At 70.1% G+C, this 21045-nt stretch carries 24 protein-coding genes and 1 riboswitch; of the genes, 14 read left to right on the top strand and 10 right to left on the bottom strand.

Annotated features, from left to right (window positions below; translation table 11 throughout):
• Window positions 1-24: 24 nt before the first annotated feature.
• Both MMF94_RS20880 and gad read right to left on the bottom strand, forming a co-directional pair.
• Window positions 25-1410: a chloride channel protein gene (locus MMF94_RS20880; protein WP_241038795.1), complete on the bottom strand. Its 1386-nt coding sequence runs from the start codon at window positions 1408-1410 to the stop codon at window positions 25-27.
• A 69-nt stretch (window positions 1411-1479) separates the two neighbouring features.
• Window positions 1480-2868, bottom strand: coding sequence for a glutamate decarboxylase (gene gad / locus MMF94_RS20875; RefSeq protein ID WP_241038794.1), 1389 nt, complete (start codon window positions 2866-2868; stop codon window positions 1480-1482).
• A gap of 572 nt (window positions 2869-3440) precedes the next feature.
• Here gad and MMF94_RS20870 point away from each other — a divergent pair.
• From MMF94_RS20870 to MMF94_RS20840, 7 genes are all read left to right on the top strand, one after another.
• Entirely contained in the window at window positions 3441-4628 is a 1188-nt protein-coding gene (locus MMF94_RS20870; protein ID WP_241038793.1) for an LLM class flavin-dependent oxidoreductase, read from the top strand.
• A 21-nt stretch (window positions 4629-4649) separates the two neighbouring features.
• Window positions 4650-6017, top strand: a complete 1368-nt coding sequence (locus MMF94_RS20865; RefSeq protein WP_241038792.1) for an NtaA/DmoA family FMN-dependent monooxygenase — start codon at window positions 4650-4652, stop codon at window positions 6015-6017.
• The gene (locus MMF94_RS20860; protein WP_241038791.1) at window positions 6014-7150 is read left to right on the top strand and encodes an LLM class flavin-dependent oxidoreductase; all 1137 of its coding nucleotides are present in this window, start codon (window positions 6014-6016) and stop codon (window positions 7148-7150) included. Before MMF94_RS20865 ends, MMF94_RS20860 begins: the two co-directional genes overlap by 4 nt.
• A complete protein-coding gene (locus MMF94_RS20855) occupies window positions 7147-7545 on the top strand; it encodes a rhodanese-like domain-containing protein (protein ID WP_241038790.1) in 399 nt (132 codons plus the stop codon). The genes MMF94_RS20860 and MMF94_RS20855 overlap by 4 nt, the downstream gene beginning before the upstream one ends.
• A 135-nt stretch (window positions 7546-7680) precedes the next feature.
• Window positions 7681-7992 carry a hypothetical protein gene (locus tag MMF94_RS20850; protein ID WP_241038789.1) on the top strand — a complete coding sequence of 104 codons (312 nt, stop codon included), beginning with the start codon at window positions 7681-7683 and terminating at the stop codon, window positions 7990-7992.
• Between the two features lie 698 nt (window positions 7993-8690).
• Complete coding sequence (locus tag MMF94_RS20845; protein ID WP_241038788.1) at window positions 8691-9413, top strand: glycoside hydrolase family 25 domain-containing protein; 723 nt, start codon at window positions 8691-8693, stop codon at window positions 9411-9413.
• 271 nt (window positions 9414-9684) lie between these two features.
• Window positions 9685-10602, top strand: coding sequence for a Vgb family protein (locus MMF94_RS20840; protein ID WP_241038787.1), 918 nt, complete (start codon window positions 9685-9687; stop codon window positions 10600-10602).
• Between the two features lie 26 nt (window positions 10603-10628).
• Here MMF94_RS20840 and MMF94_RS20835 read toward each other — a convergent pair whose 3' ends face one another.
• Together MMF94_RS20835 and MMF94_RS20830 are read right to left on the bottom strand one after the other, a co-directional pair.
• Window positions 10629-11378, bottom strand: a complete 750-nt coding sequence (locus tag MMF94_RS20835; protein ID WP_241038786.1) for an SDR family oxidoreductase — start codon at window positions 11376-11378, stop codon at window positions 10629-10631.
• A 65-nt stretch (window positions 11379-11443) separates the two neighbouring features.
• Window positions 11444-11758, bottom strand: coding sequence for a DMT family transporter (locus MMF94_RS20830; protein WP_241038785.1), 315 nt, complete (start codon window positions 11756-11758; stop codon window positions 11444-11446).
• Window positions 11759-11771: 13 nt separating this feature from the next.
• A riboswitch (guanidine-III (ykkC-III) riboswitch) is annotated at window positions 11772-11841 on the bottom strand.
• A 320-nt stretch (window positions 11842-12161) separates the two neighbouring features.
• Between MMF94_RS20830 and MMF94_RS20825 the strand changes: the two genes are divergently transcribed.
• The 3 genes from MMF94_RS20825 to MMF94_RS20815 all read left to right on the top strand — a co-directional run bounded on the left by MMF94_RS20825 (window position 12162) and on the right by MMF94_RS20815 (window position 13805).
• Window positions 12162-13022, top strand: coding sequence for an arylamine N-acetyltransferase family protein (locus MMF94_RS20825; RefSeq protein ID WP_241038784.1), 861 nt, complete (start codon window positions 12162-12164; stop codon window positions 13020-13022).
• A 196-nt stretch (window positions 13023-13218) separates the two neighbouring features.
• Complete coding sequence (locus MMF94_RS20820) at window positions 13219-13416, top strand: type II toxin-antitoxin system HicA family toxin (RefSeq protein WP_241038783.1); 198 nt, start codon at window positions 13219-13221, stop codon at window positions 13414-13416.
• The gene (locus tag MMF94_RS20815) at window positions 13413-13805 is read left to right on the top strand and encodes a hypothetical protein (RefSeq protein ID WP_241038782.1); all 393 of its coding nucleotides are present in this window, start codon (window positions 13413-13415) and stop codon (window positions 13803-13805) included. The genes MMF94_RS20820 and MMF94_RS20815 overlap by 4 nt, the downstream gene beginning before the upstream one ends.
• 83 nt (window positions 13806-13888) lie before the next feature.
• Here the strand turns inward: MMF94_RS20815 and MMF94_RS20810 are convergent, their stop codons facing one another.
• The 6 genes from MMF94_RS20810 to MMF94_RS20785 all read right to left on the bottom strand — a co-directional run bounded on the left by MMF94_RS20810 (window position 13889) and on the right by MMF94_RS20785 (window position 18395).
• Complete coding sequence (locus MMF94_RS20810) at window positions 13889-14260, bottom strand: hypothetical protein (protein WP_241038781.1); 372 nt, start codon at window positions 14258-14260, stop codon at window positions 13889-13891.
• A gap of 2 nt (window positions 14261-14262) precedes the next feature.
• A complete protein-coding gene (locus MMF94_RS20805; protein WP_241038780.1) occupies window positions 14263-14523 on the bottom strand; it encodes a type II toxin-antitoxin system CcdA family antitoxin in 261 nt (86 codons plus the stop codon).
• A 104-nt stretch (window positions 14524-14627) separates the two neighbouring features.
• Window positions 14628-15416 (bottom strand): GNAT family N-acetyltransferase, encoded by a 789-nt coding sequence (locus MMF94_RS20800; protein ID WP_241038779.1) that lies wholly within the window; start codon window positions 15414-15416, stop codon window positions 14628-14630.
• A 57-nt stretch (window positions 15417-15473) separates the two neighbouring features.
• A complete protein-coding gene (gene ychF, locus MMF94_RS20795; protein WP_241038778.1) occupies window positions 15474-16547 on the bottom strand; it encodes a redox-regulated ATPase YchF in 1074 nt (357 codons plus the stop codon).
• 22 nt (window positions 16548-16569) lie between these two features.
• A complete protein-coding gene (locus MMF94_RS20790; RefSeq protein WP_241038777.1) occupies window positions 16570-17244 on the bottom strand; it encodes a LuxR C-terminal-related transcriptional regulator in 675 nt (224 codons plus the stop codon).
• A complete protein-coding gene (locus MMF94_RS20785) occupies window positions 17175-18395 on the bottom strand; it encodes a sensor histidine kinase (protein WP_241038776.1) in 1221 nt (406 codons plus the stop codon). Before MMF94_RS20785 ends, MMF94_RS20790 begins: the two co-directional genes overlap by 70 nt.
• Window positions 18396-18530: 135 nt before the next feature.
• Between MMF94_RS20785 and MMF94_RS20780 the strand changes: the two genes are divergently transcribed.
• From MMF94_RS20780 to MMF94_RS20765, 4 genes are all read left to right on the top strand, one after another.
• Window positions 18531-19127: a class I SAM-dependent methyltransferase gene (locus MMF94_RS20780; RefSeq protein ID WP_241038775.1), complete on the top strand. Its 597-nt coding sequence runs from the start codon at window positions 18531-18533 to the stop codon at window positions 19125-19127.
• Window positions 19070-19756, top strand: coding sequence for a DedA family protein (locus tag MMF94_RS20775; RefSeq protein ID WP_241038774.1), 687 nt, complete (start codon window positions 19070-19072; stop codon window positions 19754-19756). The genes MMF94_RS20780 and MMF94_RS20775 overlap by 58 nt, the downstream gene beginning before the upstream one ends.
• A gap of 81 nt (window positions 19757-19837) precedes the next feature.
• A complete protein-coding gene (locus MMF94_RS20770; RefSeq protein ID WP_241038773.1) occupies window positions 19838-20527 on the top strand; it encodes a hypothetical protein in 690 nt (229 codons plus the stop codon).
• 60 nt (window positions 20528-20587) lie between these two features.
• Complete coding sequence (locus MMF94_RS20765; protein ID WP_241038772.1) at window positions 20588-21043, top strand: hypothetical protein; 456 nt, start codon at window positions 20588-20590, stop codon at window positions 21041-21043.
• The last annotated feature ends 2 nt before the right edge of the window (window positions 21044-21045 follow it).

Below are 21045 nucleotides of genomic sequence, written 5' to 3'. Positions count from 1 at the left end.
GTTCATGTCCCGCGTATTCCCGGTTCAGGTGGATCCGGACCGTTCGGGCGCGCTCTCCGCGGTGGGTCCGTCCACGGCAGGCTCACCGGTGGAGGGTGCTGCCGACGCCGGTGGAGTGAGCCTGGCTGTCACCACGTGCGCGACCACAACCGCGACGATGACCAGCGGCATCGCGGCGATCCCGTCCGATCCGAGCAACAGCGTGGCCAGCAGGACCGACGTCAGCGGGAGCCTCAACATCGCCACGCACATGGCTCCGATGCCGACGGCCACCCCGGCGACGAGCGGGAGACCCGGCAGATGGGACAACGCGATGCCGGCCGCAGCTCCCATGTACATGGCGGGGAACGTCGGGCCGCCCCGGAAAGCGCTCAACGACACGCTGTAGGCAAGCCCCTTACAGGCCAGCAGTAGCAGGAGGCTGCCCACCGTGTAGCCGGCGTGGTTCCCGAGCAGCGGGCCGAGCTGATCCTGCCCGGAGAACAGCACATCGGACCAGCTCTTGCCGGTGACCGCCGTGTACAGCACGGCGCAGCCCGCCACGACGAGACCGGCCACGGGCGTCAGGAGCAGCAGTCGCCGCTCGATGTGTGGCCGCATCAGCAAGGCCAGCCGGCGGATCCCGGTGGCGGTGAAGGCGGCCGCGACTCCGATGGCGATCGCCCAGCCGAACGCGGCGCCGGTCGGCCGGTCGAACGGGGGGAGGTCGGGCAACGCCAACGAGAACGTCCCGAGCCCGGTCAGCGAGTCCAGCCCGATGAAGATCAGCGAACCGACGCCGGCGGCGAGCAACCCCGGGACGAGTACGAGCCCGAGCATGGCTCCGCCGAGCCCGGAGGCCTCCATCAGCAGGAACGCCCCCAGCAGCGGTGAGCCGAGCAAGGTACTCACCGACGAGAAGCTGCCCGCTGCGGCGACCACAGCGGCGGTCTGCGCGGGTGCTCCGCGGCGGACCAGGCGGACCGCGCAGACCCCGAGCCCGCCGCCGAGGGCGATGAGCGGGGCCTCGGGCCCGAGTACGACACCGAAGACCAGGGTGGCGAAGGCGGCGGCCAGGACGCCGGGCAGCTCCCGCGGGTCGGGGGCACCGCCGGCGTGGAAGCCGTCGGCGGGCGAACGGCCACCGCGCCCGGGTAGGTAACGGATCACGACGGCGACCAGCACGGCACCGATCAGTAGCGGTGGGATCGGCCACCACAGCGGCGCCTGGCCGAGACCCAGCGCGGGTGGCAGATCCCGGAACAGCCACCGTTGCAACGCCGAGACGAGCGCCAGGAAGCCGTAGGCTGCCGCGGAGATCGGGATCCCGACGAGTGCGGCCAGCCCGAGGAGCTGTACGTAACTGCGGCTGCGCAGGAGCTCCGTGGGGTCAGGGGACGCCGCGGGGGTGGCAGGTCCGGATGACGCCATCTCCACCTCCTCGCCTCGCCGGCTGTGCGACCGCCTGGCGCGCCGTGCCTCCCGGCAGACCTGCCGCCGTCAGGTGTGGCTGAAGCCGCCTTGGGTAGCGGTGGTCCGTGGTGGGTCCGCCGCGAGGTGGTCGGTGGCGCCCTTGACGGCGCCGACCAGGGCTTCGGCCAGGTCGTAGCTGAAGCCTTCGCGCACCACGACCCGCATGACCGCGATATCGGCAGCGGCGTCGGGCATCGTGTACGCGGGCACCTGCCAGCCCCCGGTCCGGAGCCGTTCGGAGACGTCGAAGACGGTGTAGGGCGCGGAGCCCGCAAGCCGGAACGCGAACACCGGGATCGCGCTGCCGTCGCTGATGAGCTCGAACGGCCCGAGCGCCGCGATCCGGGACGAGGTGTGCACGGCGAGGTCGCGCAGCGACTCCATCACCGTGCGGTAGCCGGAGCTGCCCAGCCGCAGGAAGTTGTAGTACTGGCCGATGATCTGGTTGCCGGGCCGCGAGAAGTTCAGGGTGAACGTAGGCATGTCCCCACCCAGGTAGTTCACGTGGAAGACAAGGTCCTCGGGCAGGTCCCGCCGGTCGCGCCAGACGACGAAGCCGACCCCGGGATAGACCAGCCCGTACTTGTGCCCCGAGACGTTGATCGATTTGACCATCGGCAACCGGAAGTCCCAGACCAGGTCGGGATGCAGGAACGGTGCGACGAAACCGCCGCTGGCGGCGTCCACGTGCACCGGGACGTCCTGACCGGTCGCGTCGTTGTGGGCGACCACGGCGTCGTGGATCTCCTGGATCGGCTCGAACTCACCGGTGTAGGTGGTGCCGAGGATGGCGACGACGCCGATGGTGTTCTCGTCGATCCGCGCGACCACCTCGCCGGGGGTGATCACGTACCGGCCGTGCTGCACGGGGATGTAGCGGGGCTCGACGTCCCAGTACCGGCAGAACTTCTCCCAGACGACCTGGACATTGGACCCGAGGATCAGGTTGGGCCGATCGGTGGACTGGCCCGCGGCGGCTCGGCGCGCCCGCCACCGCCACTTCAGCGCCATCCCGGCGAGCATGACGGCCTCGCTGGACCCGATGGTCGACGTGCCGACGGCGTCGCCGTCCTCCGGCGCGTTGAACAGGTGCGCGACCATGTTCACGCAGCGCCGCTCGATCTCGGCGGTCTGCGGATACTCGTCCTTGTCGATCATGTTCTTGTCGAAGGCCTCGGCCATCAGCCGGTCGGCCTCGGGTTCCATCCACGTCGTCACGAACGTGGCCAGGTTCAGCCGCGAGCTGCCGTCCAGCAGCAACTCGTCATGGATCAGCTGGTAGGCGGCCTCCGGGCGGGCCCCTCGTTCGGGCAGCCGGTACTTGGGGATGGGCTCCAGGTCGAGCCGATGACTGTAGGGCGGTGCCACCGCCGACTCGGCCTCCGGGTCCTTTCGCGACAGATGCCGATGAACCATGGGTCCTCCTGCCAGGCGTCGGAGAGCGCTGCCGGCGGCCGCCCCTCCGCCAGGCTCACCGCTCGTACGGCACGGTCAGGCGCCCATCGTGAGTGCCCGACGGCCCGGTGCCGACACCCGAGGCGGGTGAGTGACGCGCGGAGCGCGGGTCCGCAACGTCGAGGCAAGCCCGGTCTCCCCGGAGAGCCCGCCCCGACCGATCACGTGTGACGCGGGCAGCCCGTGGTTGAAAGCACCGGGCCGAGCTACTTACAGTCGTTGTACGGCCATGACTGGCCGCCCATCCGGATTGTCGGACCACCCGGCTCGGCATCGCGCAACCCGCACGCCGGGGTGCGGGAGTCCCACACCGGGAGCGACGGAGGCTGTGGTGCGCGCACGCCTGTCCTTCTGCGCGGCTCACCGGTTGCACGTCGACCTCCTCCGGGTGGCCAGCGCGAGCTGTCGGAGCTGACTGCTCCGCCCATCCGCTCATCGAGCCCGTGGGCGACGACCAGGACCTTGTTCCAGTGCGCGTCGCACGACCGCGGCATTCCGGCCGGCTCGTGGGTGCGCCGCATCGCGGAGGAGCGATGACCACCTTGGCACCGTCCACACTGCATCTCGCCGTTGCGCTCGACGGCACCGGCTGGCACCCGGCCTCGTGGCGGGAACCCGGCGCGCGGCCGTCCGAGCTGCTCACGGCCGCGTACTGGACCGACCTGGTACAGGAGGCCGAGCGCGGGCTGCTGGACTTCGTGACGATCGAGGACTCGCTCGTCCTGCAGTCCGATCACCGGTTCAGGCCGGACGAACGCACGGACCACGTCCGGGGGCGGCTCGACGCGGTGCTCGTCGCGGCCAGGGTCGCACCGCTGACCTCTCACATCGGGCTCGTCCCGACCGCGGTCGCCACTCACACCGAGCCGTTCCACCTCTCCAAGGCGATCGCCACCCTCGACTACGTCAGCACGGGCCGCGCCGGGGTCAGGGTCCGCGTCTCGGCCCGTCCCGACGAGGCCGCGCTGTTCGGCCGCAGGGGGTTCCCACCCGTCCGGCTCGAGGACGACGCGCTCGCCGGGCTGTTCGACGAGGGCGCGGACTACGTCGAGGTCATGCGCAGGCTCTGGGACAGCTGGGAGGACGACGCGGAGATCCGCGACGTCGCCACCGGGCGGTTCATCGACCGGGACAAGCTCCACTACATCGACTTCACAGGCGCGCAGTTCTCCGTCCGCGGGCCGTCGATCACGCCGCGGCCACCGCAGGGCCAGCCGATCGTCAGCGCACTCGCCCACCGGACCGTCGCCTACCGGCTGCTCGCCCGCTCCGCCGACCTCGGCTTCGTCACCCCGCAGACCTGGACGGACATCGACGCGATCCTGCGGGAGATCCGCACCGAGCAGGCCGCCGCGGGCCGCGCGGACGACACCGTGCACGTGCTCGGCGATGTGCTGGTCTTCCTCGACGAGGACCCTGGGGAGGCCGCCGCCCGCAGGGCTCGCCTCGACGACCTGGACGAAGCCGTGCTCCGCAGCGACGCGCGGATCTTCACGGGCACCCCGGTCCAGCTCGCCGACCTCGTGCAGGAGTGGCACGAGGCGGGGCTGAGCGGCGTGCGCCTGCGTCCGGCCGGTGTCGCGCACGACCTGCCGCTGATCACGGGTGGCCTGGTCCCGGAACTGCAGAGCCGCGGTGCGTTCCGCACCGCCTACGAGGCGGACACCCTGCGCGGGTTGCTCGGCCTGCCCCGTCCCGCCAACCGGTACGCGGTGGCCTGAGGCCACGTGGAGAGGACAACGATGAACCGGCCCCGCAAGCAGATCCACCTCGCCGCCCACTTCCCCGGCGTCAACAACACCACTGTGTGGAGCGATCCGGACGCAGGAAGCCACATCGACTTCAAGTCGTTCGTCCACTTCGCACGTACGGCGGAGAGGGCGAAGTTCGACTTCCTCTTCCTCGCCGAAGGGCTGCGGCTGCGCGAGCAGAACGGGGTGATCTACGACCTCGACGTGATGGGCCGCCCGGACACCTTCACGATCCTCGCCGCCGTGGCCGCCGTCACCGAGCGGCTCGGGCTCGCGGGCACCATCAACTCCACCTTCAACGAGCCCTACGAGGTCGCCCGCCAGTTCGCCTCGCTCGACCACCTGTCGGGGGGCCGGGCGGCCTGGAACGTCGTGACGTCGTGGGACGAGTTCACAGGCGAGAACTTCCGCCGCGGTGGCTTCCTCCCCCAGGACAAGCGGTACCTGCGCGCGAAGGAGTTCCTGGCCGCGGCCAAGGAGCTGTGGGACTCGTGGTCGGGCGGGGAGATCGTGGCCGACGCGGCGTCGGGCACCTTCCTCTCCGACCCCGACGCCGGGCGCTTCCTGATCACGTCCGACCAGTTCGACATCGGCGGCCGGTTCAGCGTCCCGCGCAGCCCGCAGGGCCACCCGGTGATCCTCCAGGCCGGCGACTCGGAGGAGGGGCGCGAGTTCGCCGCGTCCGACGCCGACGCGATCTTCACGCGGCACGGCACGTTGGAGGCCGGTCGGGCCTTCTACAGCGACGTCAAGAGCAGGCTCGCGAAGTATGGCCGATCCCCGGAGGACCTGAAGATCCTCCCCGCCGCGACGTTCGTGCTCGGCGAGACCGACGCCGAGGCCCACGAGAAGGCCGACGTGATCCGCCACCAGCAGGTGAGCGGGCAGACCGCGATCAAGTTCCTCGAACAGCTGTGGAACCGCGACCTGTCGGCCTACGACCCGGACGGCCCGCTGCCGGAGATCGACCCGCTCGTCAGCGAGAACCACATCTCCCGCGGGCGGGCGAGCGTGCGCCAGCACCGCGACCCGATCACCACCGCGCGCGAGTGGCGTGCCCTCGCCGAGGAGAAGGGGCTGTCGATCCGGGAACTGATGGTCCAGGTCACCGCACGGCAGTCGTTCGTCGGCACGCCTGCGCAGGTGGCCGACGCGCTCGACGAGTTCGTACAGACCGACGCGAGCGACGGCTTCGTGCTCGTCCCGCACATCACGCCGGGCGGGCTCGACGAGTTCGCCGACACCGTCGTTCCGCTGCTGCAGGAGCGAGGGGTGTTCCGCACCGAGTACGAGGGCACCACGCTGCGCGAACACCTGGGGCTCCGTCCCGTCCCCGCCCGAGAAGGAGTCCGGTCATGAGATTCCAGATCCTCGACATCGTCCCGCACACGCCGCACCCGGTGACCGGGGAGATCATCAGCGTTCACGAGCGGCTCGAACGCGTGGTGGAGACCGCGGTGCTGGCCGAGCGCCTCGGCTTCGACTCCTACGCCGTCGGCGAGCGGCATGCCGGCGAGTTCGTGTCGTCGGCCCCCACGGTGCTGCTCGGGGCGCTCGCCAATGCCACCGACCGCATCCTGCTCAGCACTGGTGTCACGGTGCTCTCGCTGCTCGACCCGGTGCGCGTCGCCGAGGACTACTCCACGATCGACCAGCTCTCCGGTGGGCGGCTGGAGATCGTCATCGGCAAGGGCAACGAGGACAAGCACTTCCCGCTGTTCGGGCTCCAGTTGGAGAGGCAGTACGAGTACCTCACCGAGAACTACGAACTGCTGCGCCGGCTGCTGCGTGAGGAGAACGTCTCCTGGACGGGCACCCACCACGCCGACCTCGACGGCGTCACCACCTACCCGCGGCCGTTCTCGGGCCCGTTCCGCATCTGGCACGGCTCCGCGACCTCGACGGCAGCGGTGGACCTCGCGGCCAAGTGGGGCGACCCCCTCTTCTCCGCCAACGCGCTGCAACCCCGCGAGAACTACCTCGTGCTGATCAACCGCTACCGCGAGCAGCTGGAGGCCAACGGGCACGACCCAGCCGTGGGTTACGTCGGCTCGGGCTCGGGCGGGCTCTTCCTCGCGGACACCGACGCGAAGGCGATCGAGCAGTACCGCCCCATCTACGAGGGCATCGCCGCCAAGATGCGGGCCAAGCACGCAGGGGACAACCGGCCGGGCAAGGCCACCTCGTTCGCGACCATCGAGGAGGCCATCGCACACGGCCCCGCGCTCGTCGGCACCCCGGAGCGGGTGGCGGCGAAGATCCTCGATTACCACAAGGCCTACCACCACGACGTCCAGTCGGTCTCGGTGTTCCCGATGCTGCCCTACGCGCAGCAGCACGAGGTGCTCACACGGTTCGCCGAGGAGGTGGCACCGCTGGTGCGCCGCGAGGTCTCGACCACTCTCTGGGGACCCGACGACCCCGGCCGCGCGGCGGGCTTCACGGCCGTCGACCACAGGCAGGCCGCTGACCAGCAGGGAGCGGGAGCATGACCGACACAGCCCCCACGCTCGAGGAAGCCGGTGCGCTGGCTCCGCTCGTCCCGCCCGCCGAGGCTGCGAAGCGGGTCGAGGCGGGCGCCCTCCTCGTCGACGTCCGCAGCGCCGGGGGACGGGCCGGCGCCGGCGAGATCCCCGGTGCGACGGTGGTGGACAAGGCCGCGATCGACACCGCGTTCGATCTCGGCTCCGCCACCCACCTTCCGGCGGTCACGTCGCTCGACACCCCGATCGTCGTGATCTGCGGTTCGGTACTCGGGTCCGGCCCCTCTGCGGCTGCGCTGCTGGCCAAGGGCTTCCACGACGTCGTGCACGTCGAGGGCGGGTTCCCGGCGTGGAAAGCGGCCGGCCTGCCCGCGCAGGAGCCGGTGACTCCGCAGGAGAGCTGACCCCGGCCACCGCAGCCGCGCTCGAAACAGCGCGGTGATCGGTACGTTGGCGGTCCTCTCACCCGTACCCGGAGGCCGCAGTTGCACTCACCGAACGTTCTCGTCGTCGGCATCGATCCGCGTGCGGTACCCGGGATGGACGCCGACGCCATAGAAGCCGCCCTCGAACAGGGGAAGAGCGAGTTCGAGAAGCGAGGAGTTTCGGCGGATCTCTGTCTGGTCGGTCTCGACGGGACTGCCGAGGCGAAGATCGTGGACCAGCTGACCCGGAACTCCTACGCCTGCGTCGTCGTGGGCGGTGGAATTCGAAAGCCGGAACCGATGCTCCCGTTCTTCGAAAAGGTGGTCAACCTGATTCGGCAGCATGCGCCCGACGCAGCCATCGCCTTCAACACGAGTCCGGTGGACAGCGCCGAAGCGGCGGCGCGCTGGATCGCTGTTCCATAGGCCGCGCTCCGCTGCGCGATCTCCGCGGCCGCCGCTCACTCGGCCCACTCGGCGCGCGGCGACGATCCAGACCGCGAACCCCCGTTTTCCGCAAGACTTGCAGCGGCCGATGATTTTCAGTTCGAGACATTTTCGAATTGAAAAGAATGAAGGCTACAGCTGCGTTCGATATGTCCATCCTGCGCCATTCGCGAGGCCCATGAATTCGGTGAAATCGAGTCAGGTGCGCAGTTCGGGTCGGTTCGCCGGCGGACCAACTCTCCACCCCTGCAACACGCAGGAGCGCAACGTCAAGTATCACATGAAATGAGACACGCTTTCGCTGCCCCGAGCACCGGCCGGGCTTAGCCTCATGGTCATGATTCGGTCCAGGCGGCTGCGGCTGTGCCGGCACGTCCGCGACTCGTGACCCGATCAGGATCGCGATGGCGGAAAGACCGCCCGCGCACAGTAAGCAGTAGAGGAATGGGCGAATGCTTCTGACGCTGGCCCAGAGGTTGACGCGAACGGTCGTGATGGTGGTCGCGCTGGCGATCATGGCCACCGGACTTGTTGCGTCGACCGCTTGGGCCGAGACGCCGCGCGGCCGCGCCGGTACTCATCCCCCACCCCCGAGCCGCTCCCACAGACCTCCTGGCGGCACGCCCCGCCACGACACCGCAGTTCCCCTCACTCGCCGCGTTTCCCCGTCGGGCGACATGGGCCACGACGTGTCCCACCCGCAGTGCGGTGTAGCGCTTCCCACGGACGACGGCTCTTTCGGCATCGTCGGGATCAACGAGGGGCGCCCCTTCACCACCAACCCCTGCATCAGTGCCCAGTATCAGTGGGCGAAGGGCACTCCGTACGGAGCCGGGGTCTACCTCAACACCAGCAATCCGGCACCGGGCGGCGCCGGTTACTGGCCACGGTCGGGCAGCCAGGATCCGGTGCTGTGCATCGACGCCCGCTCCACAACCGACGCCGGGTGCACCTACGACTACGGCTGGCACGCTGCCGCCAACGCACTCAGCGCGGCCATGGCCGTCGACCGGGGCATGACACAGCACACGTGGTGGCTCGATGTGGAGATAGAGAACCGGTGGGGCGGCAACGGCATGTCGAACACCGCGATGGTGCAGGGGATGAACGACTACCTGCGCAGCCACGGCGTGGCCGAGGTCGGGCTCTACTCGACCGGCTACCAGTGGCGCAAGATCACCGGCGGGTACACCGCGTCGACGGCTGCGAACTACCGGACGGCGTGGAAGCCACAGTTCACGCCGATGTACTCCCTCGACAACGCGCCACTGTGGCTCGCGACGTACACGGACAGCAACGCCGCAAAGACGATGTGCACCACGAGTTTCACCGGTGCCAAAACGAGATTGGTCCAGTACGGAGAGGACGAAGGGGGCTTCGACACCAACCTCGTCTGCTGACCGTCCGCTCCTCGATCAACGGGACTCTCGTCGCGATCCGCGGCGAGAGTCCCGTTCGCTGTCCGGCCCTCGACTTTCTCCAGGCAGCGAAAGACGATTCCGCCATCAATGGGTGTAGCAGTTTCGCAGATTCTGAATGACATCGCCCTTCTCGCGATCCGCCGATGAGACCGAGAGCCGCGCGGGCATAGCCGTCGGCGCGAGTGAGCGGCTCCCGGATCAACGCGACACGGGTCGCATTACAGTCGCACCCCAGAGAAGGGGGACGGGAGTGTCGATCACCGAGTACGAGGTGGGGCCGGGCGCCTATGGCGTCGCCATCGATGCGGACGGCGGGGTGTGGACCACCTTGGTCGAGCTCGGCGAGCTGGCACGGCTCGGCACGGACGGCCAGGTCGACCGCTTCGCGCTCGACGCCGAGCAGAGCCGCCCGATGGTGCTGATCACCGGTCCTGACGACGCGATCTGGTTCAGCCGGGGCGACGGCAGAATCGGCCGCGTCGACGCCGACCGCACGATCTCCTCGCTGCCGGTGCTCACCCCGACGGGCATGCCCTACGGCCTGTGCGCCGGTCCGGACCGGACGCTGTGGTACACGCTGCTGGCCGGAGACCGGATCGGCCGGATCGCGTTCGACGGCACGACCGACGAGTTCCCGCTGGCAGCGGGCAGCATGCCCGGCCCGATCACCGCCGGACCCGACGGTGCGCTCTGGCTCACGCTCAACCAGGCCGACGCCATCGGACGGATCACTCCGGCGGGCGAGGTCACCACCTATCCGCTACCGACGCCCGGCGCGGCTCCCGTCGGGATCCATGCGGGACGGGACGCTGTGTGGTTCGCCGAGATCGGCGCCGGCCAGATCGGACGGATCCGTCCCGACGGCCGGATCGACGAGTTTCCCCTGCCCGACCGATCCTGCCGTCCGCATGCGGTCGCGGCCACCGTGGACGGGGGATGCTGGGCGACGCTGTGGGCCGGCAGTTCTGTCGTCCGGCTCGATCGCGACGGCCGGATCATCGCCGAAGCGAGCTTCACCCCGGGAGCCGAACCGCACGGCCTCGCCATCGCCGCCGACGAGTCGCTGTGGGTCGCCCTCGAATCAGGCTCGCTGGCACACGTCATCGAGCGGGACGACTCCCCCGCCCTGCCCCTGATCACCCACCGGGACACTGCCACCGCGGGGTGAACAGCCGCCCTGATCGGACGTCGACGTCAGGCTTGTCGTTGACCTGCGAGCCACTCGTCGAAGGTTGTCGGCGCGATGCGAGCCCCCACGCCGGGCAGCAGCACATTGCCTGCCATCGCCGGGCCGTGCAGCGCCGCCCACGTCGGCACGAGCTTCACCGTGCGGCCGCGCGCGTCGTTGGTGCGCCGGGCCATGTCCACCAGGTCCTGCGTCTCGGGCCCGGCGACATCGACATATCGCCCCTGCGGCTCACCCACCGCGACCTCGGCGAGGATGTCGGCCACGTCCGCGGGGGCGACCGGTTGCACGAGCAGCGGCGCGATCGTGGCGACACCGTCCTGCTCGGTCAAGCTCGCCGCCATCTCGGCGAAGCCGTGGAACTGGGTGGCCGGCACGATCGTCCACGCGACCGGTCCCGCAGCGACGAGGCGCTCCTGCTCCTGCTTGCCTGCGTAGTGGGCATTGCCCTCGACGCGATGGATCCCGACGATCGAGAGCAGCACGTGGTGGCGCACACCGGCACGCGCCTCGGCGGCGAGCAGGATCCGCGTCGTGGTGGCGAAGTACGCCACCGACCCGGCCCGATCGGCTGCCGGCGCATTGGTGACGTCGATGACCGCCTCGACACCGCTCAGGGCATCGTCGAGCCCGTCACCGGTCGTCAGGTCCACCCCGAGCGACCGGCTGATGCGCACGGCGTCATGCCCGTCGCGTTCGAGGGAGCTGACGGTGAGGGAACCGATGCTCCCGGTCGCGCCGGCGACTGCGATCCGCACGATGTTCTCCTCTTTCCTGCCGCGCGTCGTCCGGCACAGCTTGCAGCAGCGAAGTTGCAAGCCGCCTAGTGGAGTGACTTCAGGCCGATGACGCAGCCGATGATGCCGAGAAGGAAGACGACTTTGAGCGCGGACACGGACTCTTCGCCGGTTCCCATCGCGTAGGCAACGGTCGAGGCGGCCCCGATGCCGACCCAGACGGCGTAGGCAGTGCCGACCGGCAGGGTGCGCAGGGCGTAGGCGAGCCCGCCCATGCTCACGATGAGCGCCACGACGAAGACGATCGAGGGGGTCAACCGCGTGAAACCGGCAGACTTCCCGAGAGCCGTCGCCCATACCGCTTCGAAGACCCCGGACACGATGAGCACCAACCAAGCCATCACAGGCTCCAGAAGGTCGCCGTCTTGTCGCGATCTGGGTACGGCGCCGCTCGTCCAGGAAGCCCCGCTCTCAGGAGCCCGACCCGAGCGTCTCAAAGACCGCGCGACGGGGCAACGTCGCAGCGTGGTGGCCTCGGTCTCCAGCCCGCGCGGCATCGCCATGCCGCGGACTGGAAGGCCCACCGTTAGTGAGAGTGACAGGAGAAGCTCGCAATGAATGCGTATCCCTTCACCGAATAATGCGAAGTATGCCCGGGCTCGGACTCGTCGACTCCGGCTAGAATCGAGCATGCCGCGGGCACCTCGACATGGCATTCAGCTGAGCGCGAAGAGTGGCCCGACGGAATAACGGCGATTCGGACAGCCGGTCAGGCACATATCCACACCGCCGCGAGGAGGGTCCGTGAGCGTCACCGCGACAACAGCCATCGACTTCGATGTCGCCGCCTACCTGCACCGAATCGGCCTGTCCGGCGCGTGGGACGGAGAACGCCCTCCGGCGGACCTCGCGACGCTGGCACGGATCGCCGCTGCTCACGGGCAGGCGATCGCCTACGAGAACCTGGACAAGTTCACCGGTCGCGAGACGCACCTCGACCAGGCATCCTTGATCACCAAGATCGTCCGCTCACGTCGCGGTGGCGGGTGCTACGAACACAATCTGCTTTTGCGCGGTGTGCTCGACGCCCTCGGCTACACCACCACCCTCCTCTCCGGGAGGGTGATGTGGAGCCGACCGGCCGACACGCCGATGCCCCCGCGCACCCACATGCTGCTTCTCGTCGAACTGCCGAATGGTCCCCACATCGTCGATGCAGGTTTCGGACTCAGACTCACCGGAGTGCTGGCACTCGAGCCGGATACGGAGCAACCGACACCCCACGGCCTTCTTCGCCTTCGGCCCGATGGATCTGCGTTCGTGCTGGAGGCTCTGCTCGGCGGTCGCTGGATGGCGCTGTACCGGTTCGACCTTGCCGAGACGTACATGGCCGACATCTCGATGAGCAACTTCTACAACACGCATCATCCCGATTCCATGATGGTCGGGGGTCTGTTGATCGGCCGCGCCGACACCGACCGCCGCTACGCCCTCAGTGGCCGCAGGTCCACCGGGCTGAGCCTCGCCGTGCACCACGTCGACGGCCCCAGCGAACGCCGCACGCTGGAGTCACCCGCCGCTATCCGTCGTGCCCTCGAGGATCAGTTCCTCATCGACCTCTCCGGCCTGCCCGACCTCGACCGCGCCCTCGCGACGCTGTTCTGATCGCAAGGTTTTCCCGCATCCGATGCGGCCTCGCTGACCTGGTGACGCCCTCCGCACGATCGAGGCACGGCAGCCTTCCGGATGAATGGCCGGACACCGACCGGAGCCGCGGCTGGTCGCGACGCAGCGCGTGTAGCCTCTCTTAACGCTTGCCGTGTAGGGCTACTACACTTATGCTCTGCCTAAGCCTCCGAAGATGAAGTACACCGAGGTCACACGGCGACTACGCGACCACGACGTCTACTTCGTCCGCGAGGGTGGCGAACACGAAATCTGGCGTTGCAACTGCGTCGGCAAGCACCAGACCGCAGTACCCCGCCACGAAGTGTCCTCGTACGTGATCGGCAAGATCGGCCAGCAGATTCCCTGTCTCGGGAAGGAGTGGTGGCGGTGACCCCCACCGAAGCACGCACCTACACGGTGCAGGCGTTCCGCGACAGCGGTCTGTGGGTGATCGAGGTCCCCGAGATCGACGCCGTCGGACAGGCACGCACCCTGGCTTCCGCGGCCGACACCGCACGAACCTTGATCGCGCTCTGGCTCGACGTCGACCCCGAGACGATCTCCGTCGAGATGGACTACTCGCGGATCGACCCCGACGCCCTGACACTCATGAACCAGGCACGGGCCGACCAAGCCAGGGCAGAGGCCATCAACAGCGAGGCAGCCAAGACATGGCGCCAGGCAGCGCGGAGACTGGTTCGCGATGACCATCTGAGCTTGCGGGACGCGGCCATCGTCCTCGGGGTGAGCTATGGCCGCGTGCAGCAGCTGGTCAGCTAGCCGCAGCTCATAGCCCAACGGTCAGACGTCGAAGCGGAACTCGACCACGCACCGCCACGGACCACCATGACAAGCGCGTCTCGCTAGACCCGGACGACCGCCACGGTCACAGGCCGCGCCTTGACGAGCGTGTCGAGGTCGCCTGGGTCGCTGGTCAGAATCTGGTCACCCGGCCGGGCGAGCAGGGCGACCGATGCGTCGACGACATCCGAGCCGCCGGCCACCTTGAGCAGTTCGCCGGCTGACCGCGCCACATCCAGGTCCATCGGAACGACATCGATCATGGCCAAGGCGCGGGCCAGGTGTACCTGGCGGGCACCGTCACGCCACGCCTGCGCCACAACCGGCGCCATGGTGACCAGATCCGCCCTAGCCCTTCGACCGAGGGCGATCAGGCCGGCAACACGTCGATCCGACCGGTCGACCCCGATCAATGCCCCGGCGTCCAGCACCATCCTCATGCGACTGTGCGCGACGGGCTCGGCGGGATGTAGGCCACCCCGGCCTCCGCGGCGATCTCTCGCAGCTCAGCCTCGTCGAACGCTCCGTGCTCGGCCTGGTACTCCACCAGCCAGGCATCGATCAGGCGCCCACGCACCCACGTCTCCAGCGCCTCGGTGACCACAGCTGAGAACGGAACCCCGGCCTCCTGGGCTACTCGCTGCGCAGCCAACCGCACCTCGGCAGGCAGCGAGACCGTGACCCGATCCGAACTCATACGCGACATCATACTCATGTATGAAGGCCCGGGCGATGGAGCATCGGGCGCTGCACCTCCACGGTGAGGCGGAACTCGACCACGTTGCGCGGCCGCACAACCTCTCAGCGCCGCCACACGTACGGCGTCGTCGTCGACACCTTCACGAGACCAGAGCGTTCGAGGATCGGACGGGAGTACTCGGTCGAGTCGCTGTATATGAGCGTCTTCCCGCAGGCGAGCGCGGATCGGGCGCGCGCCGCCGTCAACGCACGGTAGATACCCCGACCGCGCCACTGCGCCAGTGTCGCGCCTCCCCAGAGCCCGGCGAAGTCGCTGCCTGCGACCGGTTCGAGCCGGCCGGCACCGACCATCCGGCCCTCTGCCTCGGCGACCCACAACTCCATCCCGTCACCGAGCGCGAGCCGGCACAGCAGCGCGTCAGCGGTCCGTTCGGAGGCCCGTTCACCGAATGCCTCGTCCTGCATCGCGCTCATGGCGCGGACGTCCGGCTCCTCGGTCACCCGGCGCAGTGTGACGTCCTCGGGCAGAGGTGGCTCGGCTGTCAGAGCCGCGGCGTTACCGACCATGATCGATTCGGGCTCGTCCGGAACGAACCCGTTGCCCACCAGCGCCTCATGGAGCCCGGGGGCGTGGTCGTGGCCACGTGTCTTCCACTCCACCCGTTCGATCCCGGGATCGGCCTGGTAGTGCGTCAACACCTCCGGCACGAGGCGGGCGATCTCGCCGACGTCGGCTCCACCGAGGTCGCGGTAGGTCACGAACCCCCGTCCGCCGCCGAAAGTCACCAGACGCAGCGGGCCGCGACGGGTGACCGAGACCGCGCCGGGTGTCTCGGCATCGGTACGCAGCTGCTCGTCGTACGCCTGCAAGAGAAGCGTCGTGCCCATCATCGCGATCACGTTTATGACCCGCGGCCGAAACTACAAGCCGGTTACGGAATCGCCTCGTTACACGTTGAAGCGGAACTCCACCACGTCCCCGTCGGCCATGACGTACTCCTTGCCCTCCATCCGCACCTTCCCCGCCGCCTTGGCCGCGTTCATCGACCCGGCCTCGACGAGGTCGTCGTAGGAGACGATCTCGGCCTTGATGAACCCGCGCTCGAAGTCGCTGTGGATCACCCCGGCCGCCTGGGGGGCGGTGGCGCCCTTCTTGATCGTCCAGGCCCGTGACTCCTTGGGCCCTGCGGTGAGGTACGTCTGCAGGCCGAGCGTGTGGAAGCCGGCACGGGCGAGAGCGTGCAGGCCGGGCTCGTGCTGGCCGATCGACTCCAGCAGTTCGCGGGCGGACTCCTCGTCCAGCTCCAGCAGTTCCGCCTCCACCTTGGCGTCGAGGAAGACGGCGTCGGCGGGGGCCACGAGCTCGACGAGCTCCTTGCGCTTCGCCTCGTCGGAGAGCACGCCCTCGTCGGCGTTGAAGACGTAGAGGAACGGCTTGGTGGTGAGCAGGGTGAGCTCGCGCAGCGGCTCGGGGTCGACGCGCGCGGCGAACAGCGTGGTGCCGCCGTTGAGGATCTCGACCGCCCGCTCGGCGGCCTCCAGCACCGGGCGCCGGTCCTTCTGCATCCGCGCCTCCTTGGTGAGGCGCGGAACCGCCTTCTCCAAGGTCTGGAGGTCGGCGAGGATCAGCTCGGTGGAGATCGTCTCGATGTCGCCCGCGGCGTCGATGCGCCCGTCGACGTGCACGACGTCCGGGTCGTCGAACACGCGCACGACCTGGCAGATCGCATCGGACTCGCGGATGTTCGCGAGGAACTTGTTGCCCAGCCCCGCACCCTCGGATGCGCCCTTCACGATGCCCGCGATGTCGACGAACGACACGGTGGCCGGCACGATCTTCGCCGAGGCGAACATGCGGGCCAGCACGTCGAGGCGCGGGTCGGGCAGCGACACCACACCGACGTTCGGCTCGATCGTGGCGAACGGGTAGTTCGCTGCGAGGACGTCGTTGCGGGTCAAGGCGTTGAACAGCGTCGACTTGCCCACGTTGGGCAGGCCGACGATGCCGAGGGTGAGTGACACGGGAGTCCAGGGTAGTCGCGGGTCAGCGGGCTCCGGGTGCCGCCTGCAGGTACGTGAGCACGGCCCGCACGCGGCGGTTGTCGTCGTCGGAGGGCGGCAGGTCGAGCTTCGCGAAGATGCTGCTGATGTGCTTGCCCACCGCCTTCTCCGTGACGAACAGCGCAGCGGCGATCGCGACGTTCGAGCGGCCCTCGGCGACGAGCTCCAGCACCTCCCGCTCACGTGCCGTCAACCGGGTGAGCGGTGCGGAGCGGCGGCCGAGCAGCTGGCCGATCACCTCGGCGTCCATCGCGGTGCCACCCGCCGCCACCCGGCGCACCGCCTCGACGAACTCCTCGACCTTTCCCACACGGTCCTTCAGCAGGTACCCGACCCCGCCTGCCTGGTCGGCGAGCAGTTCGCGGGCGTAGAGCTGCTCGACGTACTGCGAGAGCACGAGTACCGGCAGCCCCGGGACGTCCCGGCGTGCCGCGATCGCCGCCACCAGGCCCTCGTCGGTGAAGGTCGGCGGGAGCCGCACGTCGACCACCGCGACGTCCGGACGGTTGCGGACCAGCGCCTCACGCAGCATCGGGCCGTTGTCGACGGCCTCCACGACGTCGAAGCCGTTGGCGGTGAGCAGCCGGATCAGACCGTCGCGGAGGAGGACGTGGTCCTCGGCGATGACGGTCCTGAGTCCGGCGGGGGCAGGGCGCACGGCAACTCCATCGTGATCTCTGTGGGGCCGCCGGGCGGGCTGCTGACGTGCAGCGTCCCGTCGAAGGCGGCGAGGCGGCGCTCGATGCCGCGCAGGCCGGTGCCGCGACGGGGATCGGCGCCGCCGCGGCCGTCGTCGCCGACGAGGACGGTGAGCCGGCCGCGTGTGTAGCGGGCGCGCAGCCACGCCCTCGTCGCACCCGAGTGCCGTCCGACGTTGGCCAGGGCCTCGGTCGCGGCGAAGTACAGCGCCGACTCGACCGGGGCCTCCGGCCGCGCGGGCAGGTCGAAGTCGAGCGCGACGGGCACCGGGCACAGCAGGGAGGCGGCCTCGAGCCCGCCGACGAGACCGCGGTCGGCGAGCACCGGCGGATGGATGCCGCGGACGAGGTCGCGCAGCTCGGCAAGTGCTTTACCTGCGTCGGCGCGCGCCTCCTCCAGCAAGGAGGCGGCCCGGTCGGGGTCGGAGCGGACGGCCTGGGCGGCGAGTCCCAGCGCCATGCCCACGGCGGCGAGCCGCGCCTGCGCCCCGTCGTGGAGGTCGCGCTCGATCCGGCGCAGCTCGGCGGCCTGCGCGTCCACGGCCGCCGCACGCGACTCCGTGAGTTGCTCGACCCGCCGGGCCAGCGTCGTGTCGGGAGCCAGGAGGAGGCGGACCAGCAGAGCGAACCCGCGCACGGCCCACGGCACCGTCCACCAGATCACCGCCACGAGCACCAGAACCGGGAGCGTCAGCACCGAGAACGGGCCGTTCGCACCGATCGCGAGGCTCGAGACCGCCGCGAGCAGCGCGTAGAGCACCCAGAAGACGACGATGCCCGCCACGGCATGCGCGCCGAGCCAGACGACATCCCGGCCGTTCTGCGGGTCGCGCAGGCAGGCCAGCAGGTCGCGCCATCCCCACCCGGGCTCGGAGCAGTAAGAGGCGACGAGCTCCACACGCAGAACGCGTCCGGCCTCCTGGCGGTGCAGGTCGGCGAGCACGCGGCTGGCGCTGAGGGCGCCTGCCACCACCGGCACGCCGAGCCCGAGGACCGGCACCAGGACGAACCCGGTGACCAGCGCGAGGAGCAGCACCAGCGCGATCAGCGCCGTGACGATCGAGGCGAACAGCCGGCCGGCGGCGAGCAGCCAGTTCCGGATGCTCGTCACGCGGGCCAGTCTGGCCGATCACGGACGGCACGTGCAGTAGGGCTGGACCCACCTTCCACTGTCGGGCCGGCCCGCCCACGCACAGGCGGTCCAGCCACATGGTTCTGTGGCCCCGGCGGCGCGAGTGTGATCGCCATGACCGCATGGACCGACCACCGCACCTTCCTGCGCCGCGCGCTGCGCAGGCCCGCCCTGATCGGGGCGCCCGCCCCGACCGGCCCCACACTCGCGGCGGCGATCGCAGCGGTGCTGCCGGCGACGGGCGCGCCGACCGTGGTGGAGCTGGGCGCGGGCACCGGAGCCCTCGCCCCCGCGATCAGCGCCAGGCTTGCCCCCGGCGCCAGGTACCTCGCCGTCGAACTGGACGCCGAACTGGTCGCGCACCTGCGGCATCGGATGCCGTGGCTGCACGTGCTGCAGGGTGACGCCGCGGACCTCCCGGCACTGCTCGCGAATGCCGGCGTCGGGCCCGTGGACGCGATCGTCTCGTCGCTGCCGTGGACGCTGGTGCCTCCGCAGCAGCAACGCGAGATGCTCGCCGGGATCGCGGCCACCCTCGCCCCCAGCGGCGTCTTCACCACCATCACGACCCTGACCGCGCTGCCGACGCGGGTGCGTGAGCTGCGACGCAGCCTGGAGGCCACATTCGGGGAGGTCGTCGCGACGGAGCCGGTATGGCGCAACGTGCCACCGTCGAGGCTCTTCGTCTGCCGCGGCCCCCGGGCGTGCTGACGGCGCTGCTCGACACGGTCGCGAACTGGCCGGCAGCGGCGGTCCTCGTCGTCGCGGCGATCGTGCTGGTGGTCGAGAGCGGCACCCTCGTCGGCGTCGCCCTGCCGGGCACGACGCTGCTGGTCGCGCTCGGGCTGTGGTCGCACATCCGCCCCGACGCGCTGGTGCCCGCGATCGCGATCTCGGCCGCAGCCACGGTCACCGGCGCCCATATCGGATGGTGGCGGGGCCGATCCGGCCGCGGAGTACCGGCACTGGACGGGGACGGCCGCCATCGACGCGTGATCCGGGCCGGCACGGCCCGGGCGCACCGATGGCTCGCGGGCCGCGGGACGGTGGCGACGGCCGCCCTACTCGCCAGCGGGCACTGGGCTGCTGCGGCCCGACCGCTCATGCCACGGGTCGCCGGCGGGGCGGGAGTGCCGTACCGGATCGCCGGACCACCGCTGATGATCACGGGCACCGCGTGGGCCGCGACCCTCGTCCTGCTGGGAAACCAGGTCGGGCCGCACGTGCTGACCCAGGTCGGGGCGGTGCCGCTGGTGGTCGTGGCGCTGCTGATCGGAGCCTTGGTGCTGCACTCGCGATGCCGCCACAAGAGCATCGCGGTGGGGTCGGCCGTTCGGTAGAGTGCCGCTCACCCAGATGAGCTAGACCAGATACGGACCGTGTTCGGCCCTCCGGAGCCGGCCGACCCGCGGAGGCAGCCCGTGCGTTCGACCATCAGGATCCTGCTCGCCGCCGCCGTCGGGGCCGCCGTGGTCGCGAGCGGGGGTGCGGTGTTCACCCTGGCCACGCCGTCCCCCACGCCTGCGGCCGCCACGCAGGCGGTCGCCGCCCCGAAGCCCAGCCCGAGGGCCGCCGCCGCACCTGCCGCGGCTGCCGAGGCGCCGGCCCCAGCAGTGGCCGCGCCCGCGCCGGTCGCAGCACCAGTGGTCGAAGCCGTCGAGCAGCGGGCTTCCGCCGCCACCGAGCGCGTGAACAGAAGCGTGAAGCGGCAGCAGCAGGACGTGGTGCTGCGCAAGCCTGCCGTCCGGTCCGAGGCAGACGCACCGTCGCGCCGGGCCGAACCTGCACCCCAGAGGCCCACTGCGAAGGCCTCCGCCCCGGCCAAGCCCCGGGCTGCTGAATCCGAGTCGGCCGAGCGCAAGAAGCCGGAGCGGAGCACGGCTGCCCGCAAGCCCTCCCTCGACGATGCGCGCCGCGTCGAGGAGCGTCTGCGCAAGATCGTCGTCATCCCCCGGACCGACGACGACGAGCGCCGCACCGTCGGCAGGCTGATCGACGGGATCACCCGTCCCGTGCTGGGCACCTGCGAGCGACTCCCGGTCGTCGGCGGCCTGGCGTGTGGGGGAGGCGGACTCCTCACCGGTGTCACCCGTTCGGGTGGTATTGGCTAACACCCGTCGCTCTGCGTCGATGGTCCAGATGGATCTGGTCGGCGTGTAATGGGGGAAATCGTGGCTTTCTCGTCCCGGGTGATGCTCGCGAACTCGGTGATCGGGGTCCTGGCCGCCGGTAGCAGCGCAGTCCTCACACTGGCGCCCCCCAGCGCATACGCGGCGGTGAAGGTGCCCGACTTCGACAGCCATGCCGCGGCCCCCACCCCCGTCGGCGCCACTGGTGCGCCGGCCATCGTGCCCCCCGTGACGGGCGCGCAGATCGCAGGTCTCGCCCTGGCCCCGGCCCGCGACCGGGTCAACGCGATCATCGCCGAACGCCGGCAGGCCGCAGCGGCGGCCGAAGCAGCGAGGGCGCAGGCCGCCAGGGCCGCCGCGGACCGGGAAGACGACGAGCACCAGGCCGACTCCAGGTCGGGTGCAGACCGTGGCGACGAGACCTTCCGCCGGTGGGCGGCCCAGTTCCGGGCGGCGTGCGACAGCGGGCGCGTGCACGGCGAGATCTGCACCAGGTGACG

It is taken from the genome of Pseudonocardia alaniniphila (assembly GCF_022524485.1).
Lineage (GTDB): Bacteria > Actinomycetota > Actinomycetes > Mycobacteriales > Pseudonocardiaceae > Pseudonocardia > Pseudonocardia alaniniphila.
Note: the sequence above shows the minus strand (reverse complement) of the source record. Positions and strands in the feature narration are given on the sequence as shown.